Annotated in this window: 25 protein-coding genes; 14 read left to right on the top strand and 11 right to left on the bottom strand. The window is 45.0% G+C overall.

Annotated features, from left to right (window positions below):
- Positions 1–43: 43 nt before the first annotated feature.
- On the top strand, positions 44–367 hold the full coding sequence (locus tag ICN48_RS03925; RefSeq protein WP_216152424.1) for a DUF6150 family protein: 324 nt from the start codon (positions 44–46) through the stop codon (positions 365–367).
- Positions 368–385: 18 nt separating this feature from the next.
- Positions 386–997, top strand: coding sequence for an MOSC domain-containing protein (locus tag ICN48_RS03930; protein ID WP_216152425.1), 612 nt, complete (start codon positions 386–388; stop codon positions 995–997).
- 52 nt (positions 998–1,049) lie between these two features.
- On the opposite strand, the gene ICN48_RS03935 is transcribed toward ICN48_RS03930, so the two are convergent.
- From ICN48_RS03935 to ICN48_RS03955, 5 genes are all read right to left on the bottom strand, one after another.
- Positions 1,050–2,720: an MFS transporter gene (locus tag ICN48_RS03935; RefSeq protein ID WP_216152426.1), complete on the bottom strand. Its 1,671-nt coding sequence runs from the start codon at positions 2,718–2,720 to the stop codon at positions 1,050–1,052.
- Between the two features lie 248 nt (positions 2,721–2,968).
- Entirely contained in the window at positions 2,969–3,646 is a 678-nt protein-coding gene (locus tag ICN48_RS03940; RefSeq protein WP_255539453.1) for a trimeric intracellular cation channel family protein, read from the bottom strand.
- Positions 3,647–3,790: 144 nt separating this feature from the next.
- The gene (locus ICN48_RS03945; RefSeq protein WP_216152427.1) at positions 3,791–4,720 is read right to left on the bottom strand and encodes an AEC family transporter; all 930 of its coding nucleotides are present in this window, start codon (positions 4,718–4,720) and stop codon (positions 3,791–3,793) included.
- A gap of 26 nt (positions 4,721–4,746) precedes the next feature.
- Positions 4,747–5,271, bottom strand: coding sequence for a gamma carbonic anhydrase family protein (locus ICN48_RS03950; RefSeq protein ID WP_216152428.1), 525 nt, complete (start codon positions 5,269–5,271; stop codon positions 4,747–4,749).
- A gap of 51 nt (positions 5,272–5,322) precedes the next feature.
- Positions 5,323–6,525, bottom strand: coding sequence for an ammonium transporter (locus ICN48_RS03955; protein WP_216152429.1), 1,203 nt, complete (start codon positions 6,523–6,525; stop codon positions 5,323–5,325).
- A 136-nt stretch (positions 6,526–6,661) separates the two neighbouring features.
- On the opposite strand from ICN48_RS03955, the gene ICN48_RS03960 reads away from it, so the two are divergent.
- Both ICN48_RS03960 and ICN48_RS03965 read left to right on the top strand, forming a co-directional pair.
- Positions 6,662–7,024 (top strand): Rap1a/Tai family immunity protein, encoded by a 363-nt coding sequence (locus tag ICN48_RS03960; protein ID WP_216152430.1) that lies wholly within the window; start codon positions 6,662–6,664, stop codon positions 7,022–7,024.
- Positions 7,025–7,071: 47 nt separating this feature from the next.
- Complete coding sequence (locus ICN48_RS03965; RefSeq protein ID WP_215360261.1) at positions 7,072–7,359, top strand: glycine zipper domain-containing protein; 288 nt, start codon at positions 7,072–7,074, stop codon at positions 7,357–7,359.
- Positions 7,360–7,416: 57 nt separating this feature from the next.
- Here ICN48_RS03965 and ICN48_RS03970 read toward each other — a convergent pair whose 3' ends face one another.
- Positions 7,417–7,806 carry an OsmC family protein gene (locus tag ICN48_RS03970; protein ID WP_216152431.1) on the bottom strand — a complete coding sequence of 130 codons (390 nt, stop codon included), beginning with the start codon at positions 7,804–7,806 and terminating at the stop codon, positions 7,417–7,419.
- A 45-nt stretch (positions 7,807–7,851) separates the two neighbouring features.
- Entirely contained in the window at positions 7,852–8,262 is a 411-nt protein-coding gene (locus ICN48_RS03975) for a rhodanese-like domain-containing protein (protein WP_216152432.1), read from the bottom strand.
- A 58-nt stretch (positions 8,263–8,320) separates the two neighbouring features.
- Here ICN48_RS03975 and ICN48_RS03980 point away from each other — a divergent pair, with 58 nt between their 5' ends.
- The 9 genes from ICN48_RS03980 (at position 8,321) to ICN48_RS04020 (ending at position 18,308) form a co-directional block, all read left to right on the top strand.
- Positions 8,321–9,583, top strand: coding sequence for a putative Na+/H+ antiporter (locus ICN48_RS03980; protein ID WP_216152433.1), 1,263 nt, complete (start codon positions 8,321–8,323; stop codon positions 9,581–9,583).
- A 76-nt stretch (positions 9,584–9,659) separates the two neighbouring features.
- Positions 9,660–11,006, top strand: a complete 1,347-nt coding sequence (gene miaB / locus ICN48_RS03985) for a tRNA (N6-isopentenyl adenosine(37)-C2)-methylthiotransferase MiaB (RefSeq protein ID WP_216152434.1) — start codon at positions 9,660–9,662, stop codon at positions 11,004–11,006.
- Complete coding sequence (ybeY, locus tag ICN48_RS03990; RefSeq protein WP_216152435.1) at positions 10,996–11,469, top strand: rRNA maturation RNase YbeY; 474 nt, start codon at positions 10,996–10,998, stop codon at positions 11,467–11,469. The genes miaB and ybeY overlap by 11 nt, the downstream gene beginning before the upstream one ends.
- Before the next feature lie 30 nt (positions 11,470–11,499).
- Complete coding sequence (locus tag ICN48_RS03995; RefSeq protein WP_216152436.1) at positions 11,500–12,339, top strand: HlyC/CorC family transporter; 840 nt, start codon at positions 11,500–11,502, stop codon at positions 12,337–12,339.
- 38 nt (positions 12,340–12,377) lie between these two features.
- Complete coding sequence (gene lnt, locus ICN48_RS04000; protein WP_216152437.1) at positions 12,378–13,880, top strand: apolipoprotein N-acyltransferase; 1,503 nt, start codon at positions 12,378–12,380, stop codon at positions 13,878–13,880.
- A gap of 60 nt (positions 13,881–13,940) precedes the next feature.
- Entirely contained in the window at positions 13,941–14,831 is an 891-nt protein-coding gene (gene glyQ / locus ICN48_RS04005) for a glycine--tRNA ligase subunit alpha (RefSeq protein ID WP_216152438.1), read from the top strand.
- 27 nt (positions 14,832–14,858) lie between these two features.
- A complete protein-coding gene (glyS, locus tag ICN48_RS04010; RefSeq protein WP_216152439.1) occupies positions 14,859–16,997 on the top strand; it encodes a glycine--tRNA ligase subunit beta in 2,139 nt (712 codons plus the stop codon).
- Positions 16,994–17,566: a D-glycero-beta-D-manno-heptose 1,7-bisphosphate 7-phosphatase gene (gene gmhB, locus ICN48_RS04015; protein WP_216152440.1), complete on the top strand. Its 573-nt coding sequence runs from the start codon at positions 16,994–16,996 to the stop codon at positions 17,564–17,566. Before glyS ends, gmhB begins: the two co-directional genes overlap by 4 nt.
- A gap of 7 nt (positions 17,567–17,573) precedes the next feature.
- A complete protein-coding gene (locus ICN48_RS04020; protein ID WP_216152441.1) occupies positions 17,574–18,308 on the top strand; it encodes a 1-acyl-sn-glycerol-3-phosphate acyltransferase in 735 nt (244 codons plus the stop codon).
- A gap of 1 nt (position 18,309) precedes the next feature.
- Here ICN48_RS04020 and rsmA read toward each other — a convergent pair whose 3' ends face one another.
- Genes rsmA through ICN48_RS04040 form a run of 4 tightly spaced genes read right to left on the bottom strand, consistent with a single transcriptional unit; the run spans position 18,310 to position 24,048 of the window.
- Complete coding sequence (gene rsmA / locus ICN48_RS04025; RefSeq protein WP_216152442.1) at positions 18,310–19,086, bottom strand: 16S rRNA (adenine(1518)-N(6)/adenine(1519)-N(6))-dimethyltransferase RsmA; 777 nt, start codon at positions 19,084–19,086, stop codon at positions 18,310–18,312.
- Positions 19,087–19,089: 3 nt separating this feature from the next.
- Positions 19,090–20,097 carry a 4-hydroxythreonine-4-phosphate dehydrogenase PdxA gene (pdxA, locus tag ICN48_RS04030; protein WP_216152676.1) on the bottom strand — a complete coding sequence of 336 codons (1,008 nt, stop codon included), beginning with the start codon at positions 20,095–20,097 and terminating at the stop codon, positions 19,090–19,092.
- The gene (locus tag ICN48_RS04035; RefSeq protein WP_255539454.1) at positions 20,072–21,517 is read right to left on the bottom strand and encodes a peptidylprolyl isomerase; all 1,446 of its coding nucleotides are present in this window, start codon (positions 21,515–21,517) and stop codon (positions 20,072–20,074) included. Before ICN48_RS04035 ends, pdxA begins: the two co-directional genes overlap by 26 nt.
- 8 nt (positions 21,518–21,525) lie before the next feature.
- The gene (locus ICN48_RS04040; protein ID WP_216152444.1) at positions 21,526–24,048 is read right to left on the bottom strand and encodes an LPS-assembly protein LptD; all 2,523 of its coding nucleotides are present in this window, start codon (positions 24,046–24,048) and stop codon (positions 21,526–21,528) included.
- Positions 24,049–24,081: 33 nt separating this feature from the next.
- Between ICN48_RS04040 and ICN48_RS04045 the strand changes: the two genes are divergently transcribed.
- Positions 24,082–25,083 carry an aminoglycoside phosphotransferase family protein gene (locus ICN48_RS04045; RefSeq protein ID WP_216152445.1) on the top strand — a complete coding sequence of 334 codons (1,002 nt, stop codon included), beginning with the start codon at positions 24,082–24,084 and terminating at the stop codon, positions 25,081–25,083.
- Positions 25,084–25,095: the final 12 nt, after the last annotated feature.

The raw sequence follows: 25,095 nt of genomic DNA on the forward strand, positions 1-25,095 counted from the left end.
ATCCCAAGCTACGGATAAAAAGCAGAAGGCGTAATATTCCTAAATGAAGAATCTTTTTCTATCTCGCCTTTTAGCTACCCTGCTCTTAAGTCTGTGTATGCCCATTTGCGCTTCTGCAGCCCAAATCTTCGTCACCAATTACCCGTCTGAAGCCAATGCTAAAGTCTTTGTCACCAAGTACCCATCAGAGGCTAACTGTATTGTGTATGACACCCAATACTCCAGCGATAGCGAACCAGGTGTTTGGTTCTACACAAAATACAAGAGCGATGCACGTGCAGTGATTTACTACACTCAATATAAGTCCGAAGCAGATCTCATTGTGTATTTCACTAAATACAAGAGTGATGCGCGCTGCCGTTACTGATTACCATTTATCCATCTCATGAGACTTCTTTCGATATCTGCCGGTAAGGTAGCCCCTTTGTTTAGCAATGACCATCCTAACTACAAGTCAGTTGCTTCGGCAATTCGCAAAAAAGTAGTAAGCAGCCTAGAAAATTCCACCCCAATTGAAATTACCTCACTGGGCGTAAAGGGAGATGAGCAAGCTGACCTATCAGTACATGGCGGTATTGAAAAAGCGATTTATGTTTACCCAGCCGAGCACTACGCTTTCTGGAATGAGCTGCTTACCCGCGAAACCAAGAGACCCACTGATTTGCAATATGGCGCTATCGGCGAAAACTTCACGATTGAGGGCTTACTTGAAACAGAAATATTTATTGGGGATCGACTAAAAATCGGAGAATTAGAATTCACAGTAGTAAAACTACGCGAGCCTTGCTTCAAGTTCAATGCAGCTGTTGGCTATAAAGGCGCAAGCAAAGCAATGCTTCAATCTGGATTTAGTGGCTGGTATTTACGTGTATTAAAAACTGGGTTACTAAGTGCTGGTGCTGTAATCACTTTAACTCCAGGCCCAAGAGAAACCTCTATTGCCCAGCAAAATCAAAAGCTCTTAAGCAATCGCAATCAGAAAGATTTGTGGGAATAAAAAAACCCGACCATTTCTGATCGGGTTTCTTATTTGATGCAGACTAAATGACTTAGTCTTTTGCGTAGATGTCTACGTCTTTTGTCTCTTTAATAAACAGTGTACCGATTACCAACGTCATCGCAGCGATGATGACTGGGTACCAGAGACCGTAGTAAATATTACCGTTTTGCGCTACCAAGGCAAAGGAGATCGTTGGCAGCAAGCCACCGAACCAACCGTTACCAATATGGTATGGCAAGGACATAGAGGTGTAACGAATGCGGGTTGGGAACATCTCAACCAACATTGCGGCGATTGGACCATAAACCATAGTTACCAATAGCACTAAGATCACCAAAATACCAAGAACTGCAGGGTAGTTAATTGCAGCAGGATCAGCCTTTACAGGATAGCCAGCGGCATTTAACGCTTCACGAATTTGCTTCTTGAACTCAGCATCTTTTGCTTTAGCTTCAGCAGGCTCAAGACCCTTAGCAGTGTAGCCAGTGATTTCTGTATCACCAATCTTCACAACCGCTGTACCGCCCGCAGGACCAGCAATGGTGCTGTAACTAGCAGAGTTTGAAGCCATCACTTGTTTTGCAATATCGCAAGAACTTGTGAACTTCGCTGTACCTGTTGGGTTGAACTGGAATGTACATTCATTCACGTCAGCAGTAATTGTTGCTGGTGCAGTTGCCATTGCTTTTTCCAATGCTGGGTTAGCAAAGTGGGTTAAGCCATTGAACAAGGAAACTGGTGTGTTAGGGATGTACAAAATGATCGCAATCAACAGGCCACCCATGATGATCACTTTACGGCCAATCTTGTCAGACCATGAGCCGAAAATAACGAAGAATGGTGTACCGATTACCAATGAAGCAGCAATCAACAAGTTTGCAGACTTAGGATCTACCTTCAGCACTTGGGTGAGGTAGAATAAAGCGTAGAACTGACCTGTGTACCAAACCACTGCCTGACCTGCAACCAGACCAAACAATGCCAAGATAACAATCTTCAAGTTCTTCCATTGACCAAATGACTCTGTCAAAGGTGCTTTAGACAATTTGCCTTCTTCTTTCATCTTCTTGAAAGCTGGTGATTCATTCATGGACAAACGAATCCATACAGAAATACCCAACAATGCGATAGAAGCGATGAAAGGAACGCGCCAACCCCAAACATCAAAGTCTGGACCGGTGAATTCACGTGTGAACAAAATCACGAGCAAGGAGAGGAATAAGCCAAGGGTGGCTGTTGTCTGAATCCAAGCTGTGTAGGCACCACGCTTACCATTAGGAGCATGTTCTGCAACATAAGTGGCAGCACCACCGTACTCACCACCCAAAGCTAAACCTTGAAGCATACGCAATGCGATCAAGATAACTGGAGCAGCAACACCGATAGCTGCATAGTTAGGCAGAATACCTACGATGAAGGTCGAACCACCCATCAACAAGATGGTTACCAAGAAGGTGTACTTACGACCAATCAAATCACCTAAGCGACCAAATACCAATGCGCCGAATGGGCGAACGATAAAGCCAGCAGCAAACGCTAACAAAGCGAAAATGAAGGCAGAGCCAGCATCTAAGCCTGAGAAAAACTGCTTGGCAATAACAGCAGCCAAAGAACCATAAAGATAAAAGTCGTACCACTCAAAGACCGTACCTAATGAGGAGGCAAAAATAACTTTGCGCTCTTCGGGGGTCATTGGGGCTGCTTTAGTTGATGTTGACATCAGTAGCTCCTAACTATTTTTATTAAATAAAAAACAACGGATTGATTATGCTTTGAAAAAATTCAAAGAAATCCACTAGTTAGGGTAATTCCCCATCAAATAGGATCGGGGTTTTCCCGAGAAATGAGAAATCTAGAGGTAATTTCACAACAAGTATGAGCCTCACGCCTAATACAAGGCATAGCTTGTATGTTGCGGACATAAAAGCCATGCAAGCAAAAAAATTGGGGGCTAGGGGAATGGCGCTGTTAGCGCGTTTTAGTAATAAACATTTTGGGTACGCGCAGATCCCAGTAAATAGCTGCTGCGCGTAGTCCAAAAATTCCGAGCATACAAATCACGGAACCCTCAACTACATACTGAGGTAAGAAGTTCAATATCAGAACATAGGCACAACATCCCAGGGTTACTGGAATTGCATAAAGCTCATGTGACATGATGAGTGTTTTTCTGCCAGCCAAAACATCGCGCAATAAACCACCACCGATTGCCGTAACAACGCCCAAAATAACGGGCGCTACTGGTAGGCCATAACCCATACTCCAGGCCTTATCAGTCCCCTGAATAGCAAAGAGTGCCGCACCAAAACCGTCTATATATAGCATCCAGCGATAAATTTGCGGTTGCGTGAAGAAAGACTCTGCGAAGAAAGTAACGACACTGGCGCCTAGTGCAAGCCATACATAAAGTTGATTCTCGGACCAGAAAATAGGGGCTTCCAAAATGATGTCACGAATAGTACCTCCGCCAATCGCAGTGATCAGCCCAAGCACCAACACACCAAAGAGATCAACGCCACGATCTGCAATCGCCAAGACTCCAGTCACAGCAAAGGCCATGGTTGCAATGATGCCAATCCAGAAATTAATATCTTCCATATAAATAAGTCTAAAGCACTTTGCATGAATAAAGACTGCAATATCCATCTCAATATACTGATAGCCATCAGATTAAATGTGATTTTGATATGACCCCCAAGCTTTATAGCTGTTGGAGTAGCTCTGCCGCGTTTAGTGTTCGTATTGCGCTGAACCTTAAAGGCATATTGGGGGTAAATCGATGCAGGGAGATTAAACCCCGTTGCTCCACCACAAAAATAATGAGAGCGTGAGTAATGAGCTCACAGTTGTTATTAAAACTACTCTAGAAATCACGCTGCCGTCAGCTTTGTAATATTGCGCCAACATAAAAGGCCCAGTACCAGTAGGTAGTGCACTCAAAATCACAATTGCACTCACCCATAATGCTGGCAAATCCAAAATTAGTGCCGCAATGATCCAGGCAATTAAGGGCTGAAGAATTAGCTTTGCCAAGCTAATACCCCAAGCTTGCGCTGGTGCGGCAGTACTTTTTTGTATTAGAAATAAACCAATCGATACGAGCGCACAAGGTGTCGATGCAGCAGCCAAGAAAGCAATTACCTGGGCAATCGGATCATACAAAGTCAGGTCGCTAGCCGACCATACCAAACCAGCAATAGGCGCAATTAATAATGGATTGGTACAAAGCGATTTGATGACACTCCACATAATCTGATGCGGTTTTTTATGCGACAAGATGCCGATTTCAACCAACACTGTCGCCAAAGCAAACATGACAAACACAATGAATGTAGAAATAATCGCGGGCGCCAGACCATCTTGACCCAAGGCAAGTGCGCTCAAAGGTATGCCCATATACCCAGTGTTTGAGTAAGAAGCGCTAAGGCCATCGAAGCTGGCTGCAGCTAAATCTCGATTGTGTTTCCAACTAATCGAAAGCACTAGGACGAAAACAATCAAACAACTCAGAAAAAATGCAGTAATAAAACCTGGCTGCCAGAGGGTTTGCCAACCGCTATTAGCAGCAAAGTTAAAGAGCTGAGCCGGCAATGCCAACCAGACAACAAATCGGTTTAACTCTATGGAAGCGTTAATACCCAACTTACCCGCGCGCCCACCAACATACCCAATCAGAATGAGTAAAAAGACTGGAAGAACTACATTAAATACGTAGAGCAAAATATTTAACGGATGAGAGTGGCGGGTTAGGAAATCTTCTTCAACGTCTTGACATAACGCTGTGCATTTTTGACATAACGTCCAGCGATATCGTGGATGTCAGCAATTTGCTCTGAGGTCAGCTCTTTAACTACTTTGGCAGGCGCCCCCAAAATCATGGAGCCATCTGGAAATTCTTTTCCTTCGGTAACGAGCGCGCCTGCACCAACCAAACAGTTTTTACCAATCTTGGCGCCATTTAAAACAACCGCGCCAATGCCAATCAAACTACCATCCCCAATTTGGCAACCATGCAACATGACTTGATGCCCTACAGTGACATGCTTACCAACGATGAGTGGGAAACCTGGGTCGGCATGCAGTACAGATGCGTCTTGCACATTACTGCCTTCTCCAACTTGAATGAGGTCGTTATCGCCGCGGATAACTACCTTGGGCCAAATACTCGCATCTAGATGGAGCTCTACTTTGCCGATCACTTCCGCGCTCTCGGCAACCCAAGCACCCGCAGCCAATTGTGGGGCGTTTCCGTCTAGTTCAAATATAGCCATGACTCATTATAGGTATGAATCCGGCTATAAATAAACAGCAAGATCGGTGAATTACCAGTTAGGTTCGCGATCCGGTGTAGAAGAAATGCGATGCACACTTAAATCAGCGCCTTCATACTCTTCTTCTTGTGACATTCGAATACCCAAGAATGCTTTTAGAGCGCCGTACACAATAAAACCGCCGACTAGCGCTATACCAACACCCAACGCACTACCAATCAATTGACCAGTAAAAGTAATGCCGCCAATTCCACCAAGCGCTTTAGTTCCAAAGATACCTGCGGCTAATCCACCCCAGAGACCGCATAAGCCATGCAAAGGCCATACACCCAGAACATCATCAATCTTCCAGCGGTTTTGAACCAAGGTGAACATATAAACAAACAAAGCGCCAGCAACTAAACCAACAAATAAAGCACCTAGAGGATGCATTAAGTCTGAGCCTGCACACACCGCAACCAAACCAGCAAGTGGGCCGTTGTATGTAAAGCCAGGGTCGTTGCGGCCAACTACCCAAGCCGCCAATGTTCCACCAACCATTGCCATTAATGAGTTCATCGCAACTAGGCCGCTAATCTTGTCGATCGTTTGCGCGCTCATCACATTAAATCCAAACCAACCTACCGCCAAAATCCAAGCACCCAAAGCCAAGAAAGGAATGCTTGAGGGTGGATGAGCAGAAATTTGACCTTCTTTTGTATAGCGGCCACGACGCGCACCTAACAGAATGACTGCAGGCAAGGCAATCCAACCGCCTACCGCATGAACCACTATCGAGCCTGCAAAGTCATGAAACTCTTCACCAGTGAAGCCTTTGATCCAAGCCTGAATGCCATAGTGTTGGTTCCATGCAATACCTTCAAAGAAGGGATACACAAAGCCAACCAATACAAAAGTAGCTATTAATTGAGGATTAAATTTAGCGCGCTCTGCAATTCCGCCTGAAATAATTGCTGGGATTGCTGCCGCAAAAGTTAGCAAGAAGAAAAACTTCACCAACTCATAACCATTCTTCTCCGCTAACAACTCTGCGCCAGAGAAAAAATTCACGCCATAAGCAATGCTGTAACCAATAAAGAAGTACGCAATCGTTGACACTGCAAAGTCCACCAAGATTTTGACCAAGGCATTTACTTGGTTTTTCTTGCGCACGGTTCCGAGTTCCAAGAATGCAAATCCCGCATGCATTGCCAGAACCATAATGGCGCCGAGCAAGATGAATAAAGCATCGCTACCTGACTTCAAAGTTTCCATGAAATTTCCCCTCTGATTTTTTGCATCATTATGGGGAATTAAAAAACCCAAAAAAGGGCATGCTGCACTTTTTTAGTGCATATACCTGAATTTATATGGTTTATTATCATTTCTACATACACCTAAGGGAGAACCCATGAAAAAATTCCTCATTGCATTAGCCGCTTTAGCTTCATTTTCCGGCTTTGCCCAAGCACAAGAAACTATCAAAGTATTGAGCACTCAAGAACTGGCAAATGTTTGTAAACTCCCTGCAAGTCCAGAATCACGTAGCTTTTGTATTGGCTTTACAACTGCTGTGTATGAAACCTATTTAACTACACGTCACCCACAACGTGCAAAGCCATTTATTTGCGTTAAACAACCAGCGCCAGCGCGTGATGAAGTTATTGGTGATTTTGTGAAGTTTGCGCAAAGCAATCCCCAGGTTGCTGACAAGCCAGCATCAGGTGTTTTCTTGGGCTTCTTGGCGTCACGCTTCCCTTGCGCCAAAAAATAATCCAAGCAGCTTAGCCAAACCAATACCTATTTAAAGGATCAGTTGAGATGAAAAAAATTATCGCAATTACTGCAGCAACTTTAGCAATCGCTGGTTGTTCAAACATGAGCAACACTGAGCAACGCACACTTTCAGGGGCAGGCATTGGCGCAGCAGCTGGCGCTGTTGGCACTGCAATCTTCCACGGCAATCCTATTTGGGGTGCAGTTGGTGGCGCAGCAGTTGGCGCAGCATCTGGATATGTCTATGATGCATACAAGAAAAATGAAGGCGCAAATTACAACGCTGGCTATAACGCCGGAAAAAATAATCAGCCAGCGCAAGCACCAAACTAAGCCACATCACTCGGTCTAAAAAAAAGCCGAAGTTCAGCGACACAACCCCAGCTCGTATTAATTTACCAGCTGGGTTTTTATTTGAATCTGGCCAGCTAGGGCTTTATGTATTGGGCACTTATCTGCAATTTCCATTAAGCGCTCTTTTTCTTCTACGCTTAAACTTCCTTGAAGCTGAATCTCTCGGGAGAATGTTTCAATATCATCAGCCCTCTCAATATCTACAGTCACAATCGCATTCTCTAGTTTCATTTCTTTGCGCCCTGCATACATCTTTAAAGTCATTGACGTACAGGCAGCCAAAGCAGCACCAAGATATTCATGAGGACTTGGGCCAGTTCCAGAGCCTCCTTTAGAAACTTCTGCATCGGCTAAAAAATGGAGATCTCCAGCAGTCAATTTCTGCTGAAGTGGGCCTTGGCCAAACTGCGAAACTACTTTTCTCATAATGGTCCTAAAAATTATTTCAGTGGGTTGAATTAAGGAATGACTTTAACCGGGATGGGGTTTGCTTGCTTTATTTACAGCAGGTAATTGCGCTTTCTTCCATGCGGTAAAGCCACCCTCTAAATGGCAAATATTGGGCACGCCCATTCTTTGCAAGGTTTGCGTGGCTAAAGCTGAACGCCAAGCGGAGGCGCAATACAAAACCAACCGTTTCCCCTCGCCAAAGACAGGCTTGTAATAAGGGCTATCTGGATCAACCCAAAACTCCAGCATGCCCCTTGGAGCATGCAGGGCATTCGGAATCATGCCCTCTCGTTCTAACTCGCGAATATCGCGAATATCCACAAATACTACATTGGGGTCAGCTAACAATTCCTGCGCCTTTTCCATGGGCAGAGTCTCAATTTCAGTCATTGCCTCCTGAATGAGCTCTTGATATCCAACCTTTAATTTCACCAAAATCCCCTAAATTAACAGTATCAAAATCTTCTCACACACCTGCTAACATTCAGTTATGAACTTTACCCCCACAGAACTTGGCGCAAGCGTTATTTTTGCAGTTGCCGTTTTGCATACCTTTTGCACCGGCTATTTTGAATCCATCGCTAAAAAATCCCCACGACATGCTGGCCTATGGCACCTCCCTGGCGAAGTGGAGATTGTTTTTGGTTTTTGGGCAGCCGTCTTAGTTATTTTCATCTCTCTGCAAGATGACTTGAATACTGCCAAAGCTTTTCTCAATAAACGCAATTTCACGGAACCCCTCTTTGTCTTTGCCATCATGATTGTGGCGGGTACAAAACCCATTCTTCATATTTCTACTCAAATTTTGCATGCGCTTGCTAAGCTCTTGAAGTTTGTATTTCGCATTCGTAGCGCTCCTGCCTTATATTTTTTAATACTCGGAGCCACACCGCTCTTAGGCTCTTTAATCACAGAACCCGCAGCGATGACGCTAGCGGCTTTTTTATTACGCGACCTAGTCTATCGCCATCAATGCTCTAAGGCGCTCTTATTTGGAACCCTTGGAGTTTTATTTGTAAACATTTCGATTGGGGGCACACTCACTAACTTTGCTGCTCCACCCGTCCTCATGGTGGCCTCTACCTGGGGATGGAGTTCGGCATTTATGTTTAGCAACTTTGGCCTAGAGTCTTGTATTGCCATTTTTATTAATGCTCTCGCAGCGACCCTTATCTTTCATCGCCAACTCATTGAACCGAGTGACAATAAAAAAGAGATGAAGATTCCATTAGCAGTGATCTTCATGCACCTGCTGTTCTTATTCGGAGTGGTTTTCTTTGCGCATGACCCAGTTATTTTTATGTGGATTCTGCTGTTCTTTATTGGTTACACCACCGCCTACCCCAAACATCAAAGCCCCCTCATTCTGAAAGAGGCGCTTTTAGTTGGATTCTTCTTAGGTGGCCTGGTTGTATTAGGTGCTTTACAGGGCTGGTGGCTTCAACCGATTCTCGAAATGATGAGTCCGACCGCAGTCTTTTATGGCAGCCTTGTCTTAACCGCATTTACAGATAATGCTGCTCTCACCTATTTAGGGTCGCTGGTTACCGGAACTTCACCAGAGTTCAAGTTGGCTTTAGTGGGTGGTGCGGTTGCGGGTGGCGGCCTAACAGTGATAGCCAATGCCCCCAATCCAGCAGGCATTGCAATCTTACGCAGCCATTTTCCCGGGCATTCAGTTTCCGCGTTGTATTTGTTGATTGCAGCCATTCCACCCACAATCGTGGCTATTCTGGCTTACAGGCTCATATAAGCACAACATAAGCCCGAGTACGCCTTAGGCAGTAAAATCTGAGCTTCGCCCCCAGCTATAAACCTGAGAACGGCATATGAAAAAGCTCTATATCAAAACCTTTGGCTGTCAAATGAACGAGTATGACTCGGGAAAAATGGCAGACCTCCTCCATGCCGATGAAGGCATGGTCATGACAGATCGGCCTGAAGATGCCGACGTAGTCCTACTAAATACCTGCTCGATACGTGAAAAAGCAGAAGACAAAGTCTTCTCAGACTTAGGTCGACTACGCGAGCTAAAGAAAAAAAATCCTGACTTACTCATTGGAGTTGGTGGTTGCGTCGCCAGCCAAGAAGGTCAGCAGATTGTCAGTCGTGCGCCTTATGTGGATGTCGTGTTTGGACCTCAAACACTTCATCGCTTATCCGACTTGATTGCTGAACGACGCAAAACGGGAATTTCGCAAGTAGACATTTCTTTTCCTGAGATTGAAAAGTTTGATCATCTACCTGCATCACGCCAAACTCGTGGTTCGGCTTACGTTTCGATTATGGAAGGCTGCTCTAAATATTGCAGCTACTGTGTTGTACCTTACACACGCGGCGAAGAAGTCTCAAGACCATTTGATGATGTTCTTACTGAAGTGGCAGGCCTTGCCAGCAAAGGTGTAAAAGAAATTGTTCTGCTTGGTCAAAATGTAAATGCTTATCTGGGCAAAATGGGTGGCACCGAAGAGATTGCCGACTTTGCTTTGCTCATTGAATACATTGCCGAAATTCCTGGGGTTGAGCGCATTCGATTTACTACTAGCCACCCTAAGGAATTTACACAACGCCTCATCGATGTCTATGCCAAAGTACCTAAGCTTGTAAGTCACCTACATTTACCAGTACAGCATGGATCAGATACGATTTTATCTGCGATGAAGCGTGGCTATACAGCCTTAGAATTCAAAAGCATTATTCGCAAGATGCGTGCTGTTCGCCCCGACCTAACCTTATCAAGCGATTTCATTGTGGGCTTCCCAGGTGAAACTGAAGCTGACTTTGAGAAGTTGCTCAAGATGGTGAAGGAATTAAATTTTGATAACAGTTTTTGTTTTATCTTCAGCCCGCGCCCAGGAACACCCGCAGCCAATCTCGCCGATGAAACGCCATATGAAGTCAAGCTAACGCGTCTTCAGACTTTATTAGCATTGGTTGAAGGACAAGCAAATGAAATTAGTCAAAAAATGTTGGGAAATACGGAAAAAGTATTAATCGAAGGTCTTGCAAAGGATGGCATTAATTTACAAGGCCGAGCTGAAAATAATCGCGTGGTTCATTTTGTGGCTCCCGATCAAGATATTGAAGAGCTCATTGGCCAGATGGTTGATATTCGTATCACGGAAGTACTCAATTACACCCTCAGAGGCGAAATGGTAGAAGCACATGCCCACTAAAGGCCAAAAGATTCCTCTTAAACTAACAATTGATCTGCAGTATGGGGGTCCAGCAATTGAATCCGCCGTTAGTAAGGTAGCCTCCTCTGTTCTTATTAAGAAATGGGTTAAGAGTGCTACGCCCCTTAGTGGCTTAATTACCCTTCGCTTTGTGAATGCCGCAGAGGGCAAAAAGTTAAATCTAGCCTTTCGTCAAAAAGATTACGCTACCAATGTTTTAACTTTCCCTTACGAGCTTTCAAAAGAAGTTTTGACTGCCGATATTATTTTTTGCTTACCAGCGCTTCAAAAAGAAGCCAAGGAACAAGATAAAACATTGAAAGCCCATTTGGCGCACTTAATTGTGCACGGCTGTCTTCATGCCCAAGGGCATGATCATGAGATAACCCGTGATGCTAAAAAAATGGAATCGCTGGAAATCCAAATTCTCCAAGAATTGGGCTTTGCTAACCCCTATTCTTGAGTTGCCATATTTCTAAGCTATTCTTGCTATATGTCTGACCCCAATAAATCCCTTTTAGACCGCCTGGCTGACTTTTTAAGTCCCGAGCCCACAGAACCTAGTGAACGCCGTCAAGAGCTCATTGAAACTCTGCGCGAGGCCCATTCCGAGGGGCTAATAGACGCTGATGCCCTCTCAATGATTGAGGGGGTTTTTCAAGTAGGTCAGTTATGTGCTCGCGACATCCTTGTGCCGCGCGCCCAAATTGACTGGATCGATATTGGTCAGGGACTTCCTGAAATTATTAAGAGTGTGATCACAGCAGCTCACTCCCGTTTTCCTGTATTCGAAGGTAGTCGAGATAATGTCATTGGAATTTTATTAGCCAAAGACTTATTGCGTCATGCCACCGAGAAAGATTTTCAAGTTCGCGATTGGTTACGACCAGCCGTCTTTATTCCAGAATCCAAACGTCTAAGCGTCTTATTGCGAGACTTTAAAGACAATCGCAATCACTTAGCTATAGTCGTAGATGAATACAGTGGCGTAGCTGGAATTATTACGATCGAAGATGTACTTGAACAGATTGTTGGCGATATTGAAGATGAGCATGATGTTGATGAAGAAGCTGACAACCTGATCGCATTAGATAATGGCGATATTCGTGTTAAAGGTATTACTGAACTCGAACAATTCAATGAAATGCTTGGCACCCACTTTGAAGTTGAAGATATCGAAACAGTTGCAGGCTTGGTCATTCAGCATTTAGGTCGTGTACCTAAAATGGGCGAGATTATTGAGATAGATGGTATTGAATTTGAAGTTCAACGCGCCGACCCAAGACAAATTCATATTTTGCTTGCGCGACAAAACAATAAAAAATCAGACTGAGATTTAGATTGTTTGACCAGCACTCTTATCGTCCGCGTATGAGCGTCAATATTTTTTCTGTCTTTATTTTGTTTGTATTAGGCGCTGCTCTCGCTGCTATTGCCGAATTGCCTTATGGTGGATGGATTCAGATTCCTGTCTTAAGTCTTCTCTGGTGGCGACTTGACCCCCAATCTCCAGCATCTTTCAAAAAACAATTTGCCTTAGGCCTCTCATTTGGCATTGGTTATTTTGTTGTCGGTCTTTGGTGGCTATACATTAGTCTGCATGATGTTGGCGGCATGAATGCACTTCTTGCTTGTATGGGGGTATTTCTACTCTCTGCGTATGTAGCCCTTTATTTTGCTTTAGCAACACTTGCAATTCCACTATTTAAAAAGAATCGTTTATCAGGCCTGCTCTTAGCAGCAAGCTGGGTGCTCGCAGAATTCTTGCGAGGCTATGTCTTTACTGGGTTTCCATGGATGGGCTTTGCTGAAAACCAATTTAATGGTCCCTTCGCCCCTATAGCCCCTTTCTTTGGTGGGCTAGCCTGCACCTTTTTAGCGGTATGGGTGTCCTGGGAACTTTATCAACTTCGCAAGCACATAGTTTCTAGCGTCCTTTTGATTGCAATTGCAATTGCTGCTTCGCAGCTTGCTGGTTTATTCATATTTACAAAACCCACTGGAGAGCCCATTAGCGTTCGGCTCATTCAAGGTAATTTTGAGCAAAGTCTAAAATTTAATCCTCAGGCTATTGGCCAACAGATTGATTTCTATGCAGGTGAAATAACTAAAGAAGCAGCCAATCTCATCATTATTCCTGAGACCGCCTTTCCATGGCCACTTCCCAATTTGCCGATAGGCTTAATTGATTACTTGCAAAACTTTTCTAATAAAAGCAGTAGCAATCTCCTACTTGGCTTAATTGGTGAAGTGTCCGGAGAAGCCGGTATGCAGTACTCAAATCGCGCAACAGGACTCTCCCCCAATGCGGTACCCTATCAATACGATAAAACCCATCTTGTTCCCTTTGGAGAGTTTATCCCTCTCGGCTTCCAATGGTTCGTCAAAGCATTTCATGTACCCATGAGTGACTTTGCCAGAGGAAGATTGAATCAAGCACCATTTACCATCGTACGTAAAGATCAAGACGATATTCATGCCGCAATCACGATTTGCTACGAAGATGTCTTTGGTGGTGAATTAGCCTCTCGCATTCAACACAGCGATAAACCGGTTAACTTGCTAATTAATATGACCAATCTTGCTTGGTTTGGGGAATCGCAAGCCTCTACTCAGCAACTCAGACTTTCGCAGCTACGCTCACTAGAAACTGGCTTGCCTGCCTTGCGTGCAACTAATACGGGAATTACTGCCGTCCTTGGACCAGATGGTCAAGTACTTAAATCTCTCCCAGAATTTACTCAGGCCACCCTAAGCACCCAAGTACAAGCCTATTCTGGCAAAACACCGTATGTAATTTGGGGCAATTTACCGATTTTGGGTATTTCTTGCTTGCTCTTACTCTGGGGCTTGATTCGGTACAGACGTTTTTAAGCATTTTTTAACTCCAGAGTACTCTAGCCATGTAGAATCAATAGCTTAGCCAGGTTAATCATGCTTACTTTTCAGCAAATCATTCTCAAACTTCAAGATTATTGGGACCAACAAGGTTGTGCCCTATTGCAACCCATCGACCTCGAGGTTGGTGCCGGTACATCTCATACTGCGACCTTCCTTCGTGCAATTGGTCCCGAGCCATGGAAGGCAGCTTACGTGCAGCCATCCCGCCGACCAAAAGATGGTCGATATGGTGAGAATCCAAATCGTCTCCAGCACTACTATCAATATCAGGTAGTACTAAAACCCGCTCCAGAAAATATTTTGGATCTCTATTTAGGGTCTCTAGCCGCTTTAGGCCTGGACCTTAAAGAGAATGATGTTCGCTTTGTAGAAGACGACTGGGAAAACCCGACGCTTGGCGCTTGGGGTCTTGGCTGGGAAGTTTGGCTCAATGGCATGGAAGTAACTCAGTTCACCTACTTCCAACAAGTTGGTGGTTTAGATTGCAAGCCGGTTCTTGGTGAAATCACTTACGGCATCGAACGCTTGGCAATGTACATCCAGAACTGCTCAAATGTATATGACCTAGTCTGGGCTGATGGCATCTCTTATGGCGATGTATATCACCAAAATGAAGTTGAGCAATCTTGCTATAACTTTGAACACTCTAATACCGATTTATTGTTTGCAAACTTTACAAACTTTGAAGGTGAAGCGAAACGCTTGATGGAAGTGCCGTTAGCACTTCCCGCTTATGAGATGGTTCTTAAAGCTGCGCACACATTTAACTTGCTGGATGCTCGTGGTGCCATCTCGGTTACTGAGCGTGCAGCCTATATTGGCCGCATTCGTAACCTTTCTCGCGCAGTTGCTCAAGCCTACTTTGAGTCTAGAGAAAAACTGGGCTTTCCAATGTGTCAACGTCAAGCTAAAGCTCAGGCTTAAGCGCATCGAGATTTCTGCATTCCACATATGAGCACATCCAATACAAATCCCCAATCAGCAACATTACTGATTGAGGTATTTACTGAAGAGCTACCGCCAAAGTCATTACGCCGCCTAGGTGATGGATTTAGCGAAGGTATCTTCGTAGCCCTCAAAGCCGCAGGCTTAGCATCCGAGTCTTCTAAAGTCACCAGCTTTGCTACACCACGCCGATTAGCAGTTCAAGTAACTAACGTTTTGGATCAAGCGCCAGACTTTCCTGTACGTGAAAAATTACTACCTACTAGCATTGCATTTGATGCTGAAGGCAAAGCTACTCCACCCTTACTCAAAAAATTAGGTGCACTTGGGTATGGAGATATTGATCTTGCTGCTCTAGAAAAATCGGGTGAGGGCAAGAATGAAGCCCTTTATCTCAATGTCATTGCTAAAGGTGCCGCCCTTGAGCAAACCGCACAAACAGCCCTTGAGCAAACATTGAACAAACTGCCCATTGCAAAAATGATGCACTATCAAGTGCCGCAGAAGAATGGTCAATTGGCGGATGTGCAATTTGCTCGCCCTGCTCACCGCATCATTGCACTTCATGGCGGCAACACGCTAAATATCAGCGCACTGGGCATCGATGCAGCCAATCAAACCGAAGGTCATCGCTTCCTGGCCCCGGGCAACATCACAATCGACAGTGCAGAGCAATACGAATCAGACCTACAGTTAAAAGCGAAGATTATTCCTAGCTTTAATCAGCGTCGTGCACAAATTGAAACAGCCCTTTTAAAAGCGGCTGGTGATGATTTAGTGTTAATGCCAGATAGCCTGCTAGACGAAGTAACAGCTCTCGTTGAATGGCCAGCCATCTATGAGTGTCATTTTGATCAAGAGTTCTTGGAAGTGCCACAAGAATGTTTGATTTTGACAATGCAAACCAACCAAAAGTACTTTGCGCTTACGGATAAGCAAGGCAAATTACGTAATCGCTTTTTGATTATTTCGAATATTGAAACCAATAAACCAGATGCCATCATTTCCGGCAATGAACGCGTTGTGCGTCCACGTCTATCTGATGCCCGCTTTTTCTTTCAACAAGATCAAAAGCGTCCATTAGCTTCCCGCGTGGCTGATCTTGGCAAGGTGGTTTATCACAATCAATTAGGTAATCAGCTAGATCGCACTAAGCGCGTTCAAGGCCTTGCATTAGGTATTGCCAAGAAATTAGGCGCTGATGAAAAGTTGGCTTCACGAGCGGCAGAAATTGCTAAAACAGACTTATTAACCGATATGGTTGGTGAGTTTCCAGAATTACAGGGAATTATGGGGCGTTATTACGCCACCCATGATGGCGAGAATGCGGATGTTGCTAGCGCTTGCAGCGAGCACTATATGCCACGCTTTGCAGGTGATGCCTTGCCGCAAACCCAAACTGGCACGATCTTGGCCATTGCCGACAAACTAGAAACCTTAGTTGGCATTTGGGGTGTTGGACTTGCCCCTACTGGTGATAAAGACCCGTATGCCCTACGTCGTCATGCCTTAGGTATTTGCCGTTTACTCTTAGAAAAAAATCTTTCGCTGAATTTGCCGGAATTAATTGAACTCGCTCGTGCGCAGTTTCCGCAAGCTGATGTACAAGAAAAAGCAAAAGCTGCTGATATCTACGCATTCATTATTGATCGTCTACGCGCTTATTTGCGCGACCAATCGGTTGCTGGTAAAGCCTTTACTAGCGCTGAGATTGATGCAGTCTTGAGTCAAGAACCAGCACAAATTAATGACTTGATCGAGCGCCTAACTGCATTACGTGAATTTAATGCTCTCGCAGAAGCCTCCCAACTGGCTGCAGCAAACAAACGTATTAGTAATATTTTGAAGAAAACGACTACTGCGATTCCAGCAGCATGTTCTGCAAAATTACTGCAAATTCCAGCAGAGGCGACGCTACACAAGGCATTGGAAACAGTGACTCCAGCACTCAATGCTGCCTATGAAAATCGTCAATTTGTTGAACTCTTAAAAGCGCTTGTTGCCTTGAGTGGGCCAATTGATCAATTCTTTGCGGACGTCATGGTGATGGACCCCAACCCCGAGCTACGAGACAACCGTTTAGCTCTCCTGCAACAACTTCACCAGAAAATGAATCTCGTTGCCGATCTCGGCAAATTAGCATGATCACTAGCTCCTCTAAATTAATCATTCTGGATCGCGATGGCGTGATCAATGAAGATAGCGATGATTATGTGAAGTCAGTAGAGGAATGGATTCCCCTTCCAGGAAGTCTAGAAGCCATTGCTTTACTCAATCAAGCTGGCTATCAAATTGCCATCGCAACCAATCAGTCAGGCCTTTCAAGAGGTTATTTCACCATTAGCGACTTGCATGCCATGCACAACAAGATGGATGGCCTACTAAAACCACTTGGCGGTCGTGTTGATAGCATCTTTTTTTGCCCCCATCAGGATGCGCATCAGTGTGATTGCCGCAAACCTGCACCAGGCATGATGAAAGAAATTGCTTTACGCTATAAAAAGACGGATAGCGTTAAGCCGCTGACCGGGGTTCCTATAGTGGGTGATTCTTTGCGTGATCTCGAGGCCGGAGTAGCCTTAGGAGCAATACCCCATTTAGTGCTCACCGGCAAGGGCGAAAAGACGCTCTCAAAAGGTAGGCTTCCTGAGGGAACGCAAATTCATGCCGATCTCTTGGCATTTGCAAATGCACTTTTAGAAAATAAGGCTTAGACCAATCTTGAAATTGTTCCGCTCCATTCTCTTTGCTTTATTTTTAGTTATCTTTACGCCTATTTGGTCAGTCTTATGCATGCTGGCCTTTCCATTCTTGAGCCCAGAAAACCGCTACACCTTTATTGGGCTATGGAACAAAATCGTTATCGCCTTATTAAAACCATTGTGTGGAATTCATTATGAAATCCGTGGCATGGAAAACATGCAGGCAGTGCTCAATGAGCGCGTCATCATTCTCAGCAAGCATCAGTCTGCTTACGAAACGATTGCGTATATTGCATTGCTACCCAAACAGCTCTGCTTTGTCTTTAAGCGGGAACTACTCTGGATTCCTTTTTTTGGCTGGGCGCTAGCATTACTAAAAATGATCCACATTAATCGCTCCAATAAGCAGACTGCAGCCCATTCAGTGGCCACTCAGGGCCGTAAACGATTGAGCGAAGGCAAGTGGATCATGCTCTTTCCGGAAGGCACTAGAACACCAATCGGCTCAAATAAGCCTTATCGCAAAGGTGGAGCTCGCCTTGCTAGCGCGACTGACGCCTTAGTGATTCCAATTGCGCACAACGCTGGTCGCTGTTGGCCAAAGAATAGCTTCATCAAGGAACCTGGCACAGTCATTTTCTCAATTGGGCCAGCAATTAGCTCAGCGAATAAAACTGCAGAACAACTCCAAAAAGAGGTGGAGAGTTGGATTGAATCTGAAATGCGCGTGATTAATCCCAGCGCATACGAATAAATTATGAGGCGAGAACTTTCGCCCACTCGATATAGCGATCAACAGAAATATCCTGAGCTCTTGCTTTAAGCTCTGTCTCAGTCAAACTCAATCGATCAGCAAAAGCACTCAAGTTAGTACGCAACATTTTTCTTCTTTGTGAAAAGGCTGCAGCAACAACTTTCTCCAAAGAGCTCCATTGCGCATTAGATAAAGCGAAATCCCTTCTCGGAATCATACGCACAACAGCCGAATTTACTTTGGGCTGAGGATCAAATGCTTCTGGCGGAACCTCTAATACCAGCTCCATGTCATAGCGAGCCTGAAGCATCACAGATAGACGACTGAAGTCAGAGCCCCCTGCCTTTGCCACCATTCGCTCTACAACCTCAGCTTGCAACATAAATACCTGCTCATCAATATGGCTTGCAGCGGCCACCAGATGAAACAGAAGTGGGGATGAGATGTTATATGGCAAGTTACCAACTACCTTGCATAGGCCTTGCTTATCAGCACGATTCTGCGCCCAGGCCAAGAAATCAAATTTAAGGGCATCACCCTCAATTACTGTAAGGCCCTCGAGGCTTTTCTCATTCCAAAAAGCCACTAAATCACGGTCAATCTCTAAAAGGTCTAAGTGATCCAGATTATTGAGCAAAGGAAGGGTTAGTGCGCCAAGCCCCGGTCCGATCTCAATAACATGCATATCTGAACCGGGATTAATCAGCGCAACAATGGAATAAATGATTCCATTGTCTTGCAGAAAATTTTGGCCAAACCGCTTACGTGCACGATGCATGTATCAGCCTTGCTTTCGTTGATTAAGTGCTAACTCATAAGCCAAACACAAAGCCTCAAGCATGCTACCCGAGTCAGCAATTCCCTTGCCGGCAATATCTAAAGCCGTCCCATGATCTACTGAAGTGCGGATAATAGGCAACCCCAAAGTGACGTTTACCCCATTACCGAAAGTAACGAATTTAAATGGTGCTAAACCTTGATCGTGATACATGGCGATGAAAGCATCGACTTGTGCAACAGAAGCTGGATCAAACATCGTATCGCCAGGATAAGGGCCAGACACATGAATACCCAACTTCTTAGCTGCTTCAATTGCTGGCGAAATAATTTCAATTTCCTCACGGCCTAAATACCCAGACTCTCCTGCATGAGGATTTAAGCCTGCCACCCGAATGAGGGGCTTGGCAACTCCGAATTTCTTTTGCAAATCTTGGTTAACAATTTGAATTGTTTCCAATATCAAGTCATAAGTCAGCGCTTGAGGCACATTCTTCAAAGGAAGATGGGTAGTAGCGAGAGCAACGCGCAAATCTCTAGGCGCCTTAAGGCCTAAAAAGCCACTAGGTAATGATGCACATAACATCATCACAACATGAGAAACCTTGCAGCGCTCTGCAAGATACTCTGTATGCCCTGTAAAAGGAGTTCCAGCATCATTGATAATACTTTTCTGCAGTGGCGCAGTCACCATCGCGTCAAAGCGCCCTTGAAGGCAGCCATCAATTGCTTGGTCTAACAAACGAACAACGTAATGCGCATTATTTGAATCCAGAGCCCCCAAAACCACAGGCGCCCCAAGCGAATTGGCCTGAATATGTAATCGACCGGACAAATCTGGGCTGAGATTTGTTGGCAACTCCAATAAGCGCTCATTGCCTAACAATGTAACTTGAGCATCCGCATGCTTACGGAGAAACTCAAGCGAAGCCGCTAAAGAAACTTCTGGTCCGATACCGGCTGGTTCGCCGGTGCTTACAACGAGATTAACGAGGTGCGCTGCTTGCTGCATCATCCACGTTCAGAATTTTTACAGTTGCGTTATCACGCAGCTCACGCATCCACTCTTGATAAGCTTGTTCAAACTTTCTTTCGCGAATTGCTGCACGTGCAAATTGACGTTGCTTCTCGACAGTAAGCTGGCCTTCGCGACGATCTAGCACCTGAATCAAATGCCAACCAAACTCAGTTTTAACGGGATTACTAACCTCGCCAATTTGCAAGCGATTCATAGCCTGCTCGAACTCTGGAACTAAATCTCCAGGGCTCATCCAACCCAAGTCACCGCCATTAGGCGCCGATCCATCTTCAGAGTATTTTTTTGCAAGCTCTGCAAAATCTGCAGTTTTTACACGCACTTGATCACGATATCCTTGCAAGCGTCTCTCCGCATCTTGATCGCTTAAACCAGCACGACTTCTGAGCAAAATATGACGAGATAAAGTTTGCGTGATGGGAATATTCTGGGGAGTAGTTGAGCCAGCATCTGGAGCGCCAGCTTGTTGGGGTGCCGGGCTCGCACCTGCGGCACGGCGATCCAGCACTTTGAGCACATGGTAGCCAGCAGGGCTCTTCACAACAGTACTAGCAACTTGCCCACCGCCAGTATTGCGAATAGCCTCATAAAATAACTGCGGCAAACGATCAGGAGTGCGATAGCCCAAGTCTTGAAACTTAATTTTTGGATTTTCTTTCGCAGCGATTGCCCCTAATTGCAAGAAATCAACATCACCACGAGCATCACGCAATAACGCATCAGCTTTCTTCTTAGCTTCTGCTTGAGCTCCAGCTCCAGCAGAAGCATCTACTGGAATAAAGATTTGAGCTACGTCGATCTCCTCTGGCTCGCCTTTGGCTGCTGGAGTTGATCGTTGCGCACCCCCAGAAGTCATAGCTCTTGTACGTTCAGCGATAAAGTTATCGATTTCAGCATCAGATATCTTCAGCTTGCCTTCAATTTCGCGCTCCCGATAACGAGTGACGATGACATCGTCCCGCAACATCTCCCTGTAGCGCTCAAATGTACTCCCAGAGGCAATTACTCTCGCTTTGAATTCCGCATAACTTAACTTGTTCTTAGCGGCAATGTCGCCAATAATTTTATCTAGTTCTTTATTGGTAACTCTCACGCCTTCTAGCTCAGCATTTTGGAGCTGAATTTTTTCTAAGATAATTCGATCCAAAATTGCCTGTCGAACCGTTCCATCTTCAGGTAGTTTTACGCCTTGCTTTTTAAGTGCAGCAATTCGATCATCAATTTCCTTACGCGTTACATAACCTGTATTGACCACTGCTGCGACACCGTCAATATTACGAATCTTATTTTCCGCAGCTGTAGTTGTCTTAGCTGAATCTTGAGCAAATGAGACATTCGCAAATAATCCAAGGCCAAGGAAAATGGCGGAGATGCTAATTTGTTTAAAACGATTCATACAAAGCATTATTGATAGTTCTCGTATGTTGAAGGTGGTATAGGCTTAGAGGTTGGCATATATCCAGGAACATTTAGCTTCATGATATCAACTGGATTGCTTCCAGCGCTACCAAAGCCCTTAAATTCCACCTGAAAGAGTACCTGGGTGGTGGTTATTTGGGAAGTATTCAAGACTTGAGAATAAGCCCCTCGGAATGTCCAGCAATCCCTACTCCACTCTAGAGCCACCAAAGTATTTAAGGTCTTGGTAGTCAAGGCATCGTAGCCCCAGCGACCTAAAACAGAAATTTCCCGGGTAATGGGCCATTGACCAGAGATATTGTATTGATCCGTTGTAGTGGATGCAGGCACGAATGCTTGATTATTTTGAACCGATGCCTGAACTGGTGGCGACCAAACATTGCGGTAGCCGAAATTTAAACTTCTTCCCGGGGTAGGACGCCAACTACCGCCAACAGTGGTTTGAACAAAACGATTAAGCTGGGTATTGTACTGACCGAATACATCTGCACTGAAATTACCCAGTAAGCGAATAGAGCCGGAGCCCAAGGTATCTGAATAAGTGGTGGGATTCAAGATCGTGCCGTTCAAGCCAACTCGTTGTCCAGTGAACTGCTGCTTTTGCGCAAGGGTGATATTAGCGCGCTCTGCTCCAGTATTGGCCTCAATCATGCGACTTGTTAAACCAAGCGTGGCCGCATTGGCATCTGCAATACGGTCGTTACCAATAAAGGTGTTTTCACTAAAGATTTGGGAAACGCCAAAGCCCGCATCCGCCGTATCAAATATTGGGGTCTGCGCTTGACTCTGATAAGGGGTGTAAACATAAAAAGCACGAGGCTCCATAGTCAGCAACATATCCCGGCCAAAGAAACCTTTTAATTCTGCGGCATCTCTTTCAAAGGCTAATGCAGAATCCAAGCTAAAGGTTGGAATAGTGAATCCTTGTGCAACTGGCGCCCCACCCGATACAAATGGAGTGGCGTTATACATGTTTGATTGAAAGCTTACTTTTGGCGTGATGTAGTAGCCTGGGGTCACTTGCGGTAAAGCCATGGCGCCTTTTATCACCGTCCTATCCGCTTGGCTATAAACACCTGGGGCGGTAGACGATAAGTTTCCAGCGATGTTGTAAGAGAATCTCGTGTAGTCAGCAGAAAAAGTAGTTGCTGGGCCTGTTGGCAAAGTAACGTACTTGCCGCTAGTATCGGCGACAGCTGGAGTTAATCGATTATTGTATGCGGCCGTAATATTTGGTAACACGTTGTATGGCGCCTGAACTATATTCGTTGGATCCGGTTGTAAAGTTTGAAATGTTAATGCCCTAGCTGACACCATCCAATTGCTTAAACTTCCTGTTAGCCCTTTAGTGGTACCCACCTCCTGACGAAACTGACTTGTAACAGACCCTGCGATACTCTGCGAAAAATCAGTTGGATATAAATTATCCGAAACACGCGCTATGTTTGCATAGCCCGACCATGAGCCCGGCATTGGAATACCGCCGGGACCTACGCCCCCACTAAATACCTGTCGTTGCTGCCAGTCATAACGCCACCGACTAGTTCCAGTCTTATTGTCATGAGCCAAGTAATCGCCACCTAATATACCGCTGTACTTACTATCCAGAAAGCGATAGTTTGCGCCTATCTGCAAACCACGCTCGCTCATATAACGCGGGAGAATTAATAAATCTCTATTGGGTGCGATATTGACGTAATAAGGCTGTGTCATATCAAAACCGTTATTCGAGCTGTACCCAGCAACGGGAGCCAAAATGCCCGAACGACGTTGATTAGAAGTTGGTGCAGTGAAGTAAGGAACGTAGGCAATAGGTACATCAAAGAAACGCATTACACCATGAGTGCCGACCATTTCCTTCTGCTCGTTATCAATCTCTAGAGTGCTAGCTGAAAAATACCAATCCATATTTTGCGGCGTACATGTGGTGTATGTCGCCTTATCGAAAACAAAAATATCTGAGTTTTCGATAGTGAGTTTTTTTGCAGTTCCATTACCGCGGGTATCTCGCAGTTCGTAGGTGGGAGTCTCCATCTCACCTTCACGAGCATCTACTTTAAATTTGGCAGTTGGTCCTTTAAAAGTTGTATTGCCTTTGATCAACTCAGCATTACCTACGAGATCAGCAATATCAGTATCTGGGTCATAAATAATCTCATCAGCTTTAATAACTCCACCGTTGCGTCGCATTTGTGCGCGACCTTTTAGCTTCATCTTCCGATCAACTACACCCTCAATAGAATCGCTTGAAGTAAAAGTAAGCGCTTTACCATCCTCTATAGGCAACCCGGTTCTGAGCTGATCATCCAACTTTAAGACAGTAACATTACCTCGATCTGGCAATAAAACAGTATTGGAATTGGCTTGTGCATTTGCAGGCAAAGGAGCGGGCGCTTGAGCGCGTCCGCAGTGGGCAAATTGAAGCAATGTCACCCCCATTATTACGCGTAGGGTTACATGCAAAAAAAGAGGGGCGCAAAGGCCGGCGCGACGGCGATAATGACTCATAGATCCAGACCCGCCTTATTATACGAATCGACCATGACTGACTTACGCTTAAACACCCTTTGCAACTGGCTAAAAGCCCTGGAAGCTAGCTGGCAATTAGATCTCGACTCCCTGGCACCAGCCTCAGCCGATGCCAGCTTTCGACGCTATTTCCGAATTGAGTCCGAAAAGCCTAATTTTGGGACTTTGATCGTCATGGATGCCCCACCCCAACATGAGCCTTTGGATGCCTTTATTAAGGTCGATTTATTGCTCTCAGAGGCGGGCTTAAATGTGCCAAAAATCCTTGAGCAAAACCTCGCTGAAGGCTTCTTACTATTAAACGATTTAGGGACCAAAACCTACCTTGCTGAACTCAATAACGAGTCAGCCGATGATCTCTATCAAGATGCAACTCATGCATTAGTTCAGATGCAATTGGCGAGCAAGCCGGATGTATTGCCAAACTATGATGAAGCGCTATTGCAGCGAGAGTTAGATTTATTTCCAGAGTGGTATTTAAGGAAGCATCTCCAAGTTGAACTCAATACGCAACAAACTGAGCAACTCAAGAAATCTTTCGAACTCATTATTGAAAATAATTTAGCGCAAGCTAAAGTCTATGTTCATCGTGACTACCATTCTCGTAACTTGATGGTGACAGAAAAAAATAATCCTGGAGTGATTGACTTTCAGGATGCGGTATATGGACCCATTACTTATGATGCTTCTTCATTGTGGCGTGATGCTTACATTGCATGGCCAGAAGAGCGTGTCATTGATTGGGTAATTAAGTTTTGGGAAGAGGGCCGTAAGGCCGGCCTACCAATGCCAAATGATTTTGGACATTTCTATCGAGATTTTGAATGGATGGGTCTGCAACGCCATCTTAAGGTTCTAGGTATTTTTGCAAGACTCTTTCATCGCGATGGCAAGGATGGTTACCTTAAGGATATTCCGCTTGTTTTGGAATATGCGATTGCTACCGCGAACCGCTATATTGAATTAAAACCGTTAGCTCGAATTCTAGAATCTACTCGTACCAATAAAGAATGAATAGTAACTCCT

This window comes from Polynucleobacter sp. JS-Safj-400b-B2 (genome assembly GCF_018881975.1).
In the GTDB taxonomy this organism is placed as follows: Bacteria; Pseudomonadota; Gammaproteobacteria; order Burkholderiales; family Burkholderiaceae; genus Polynucleobacter.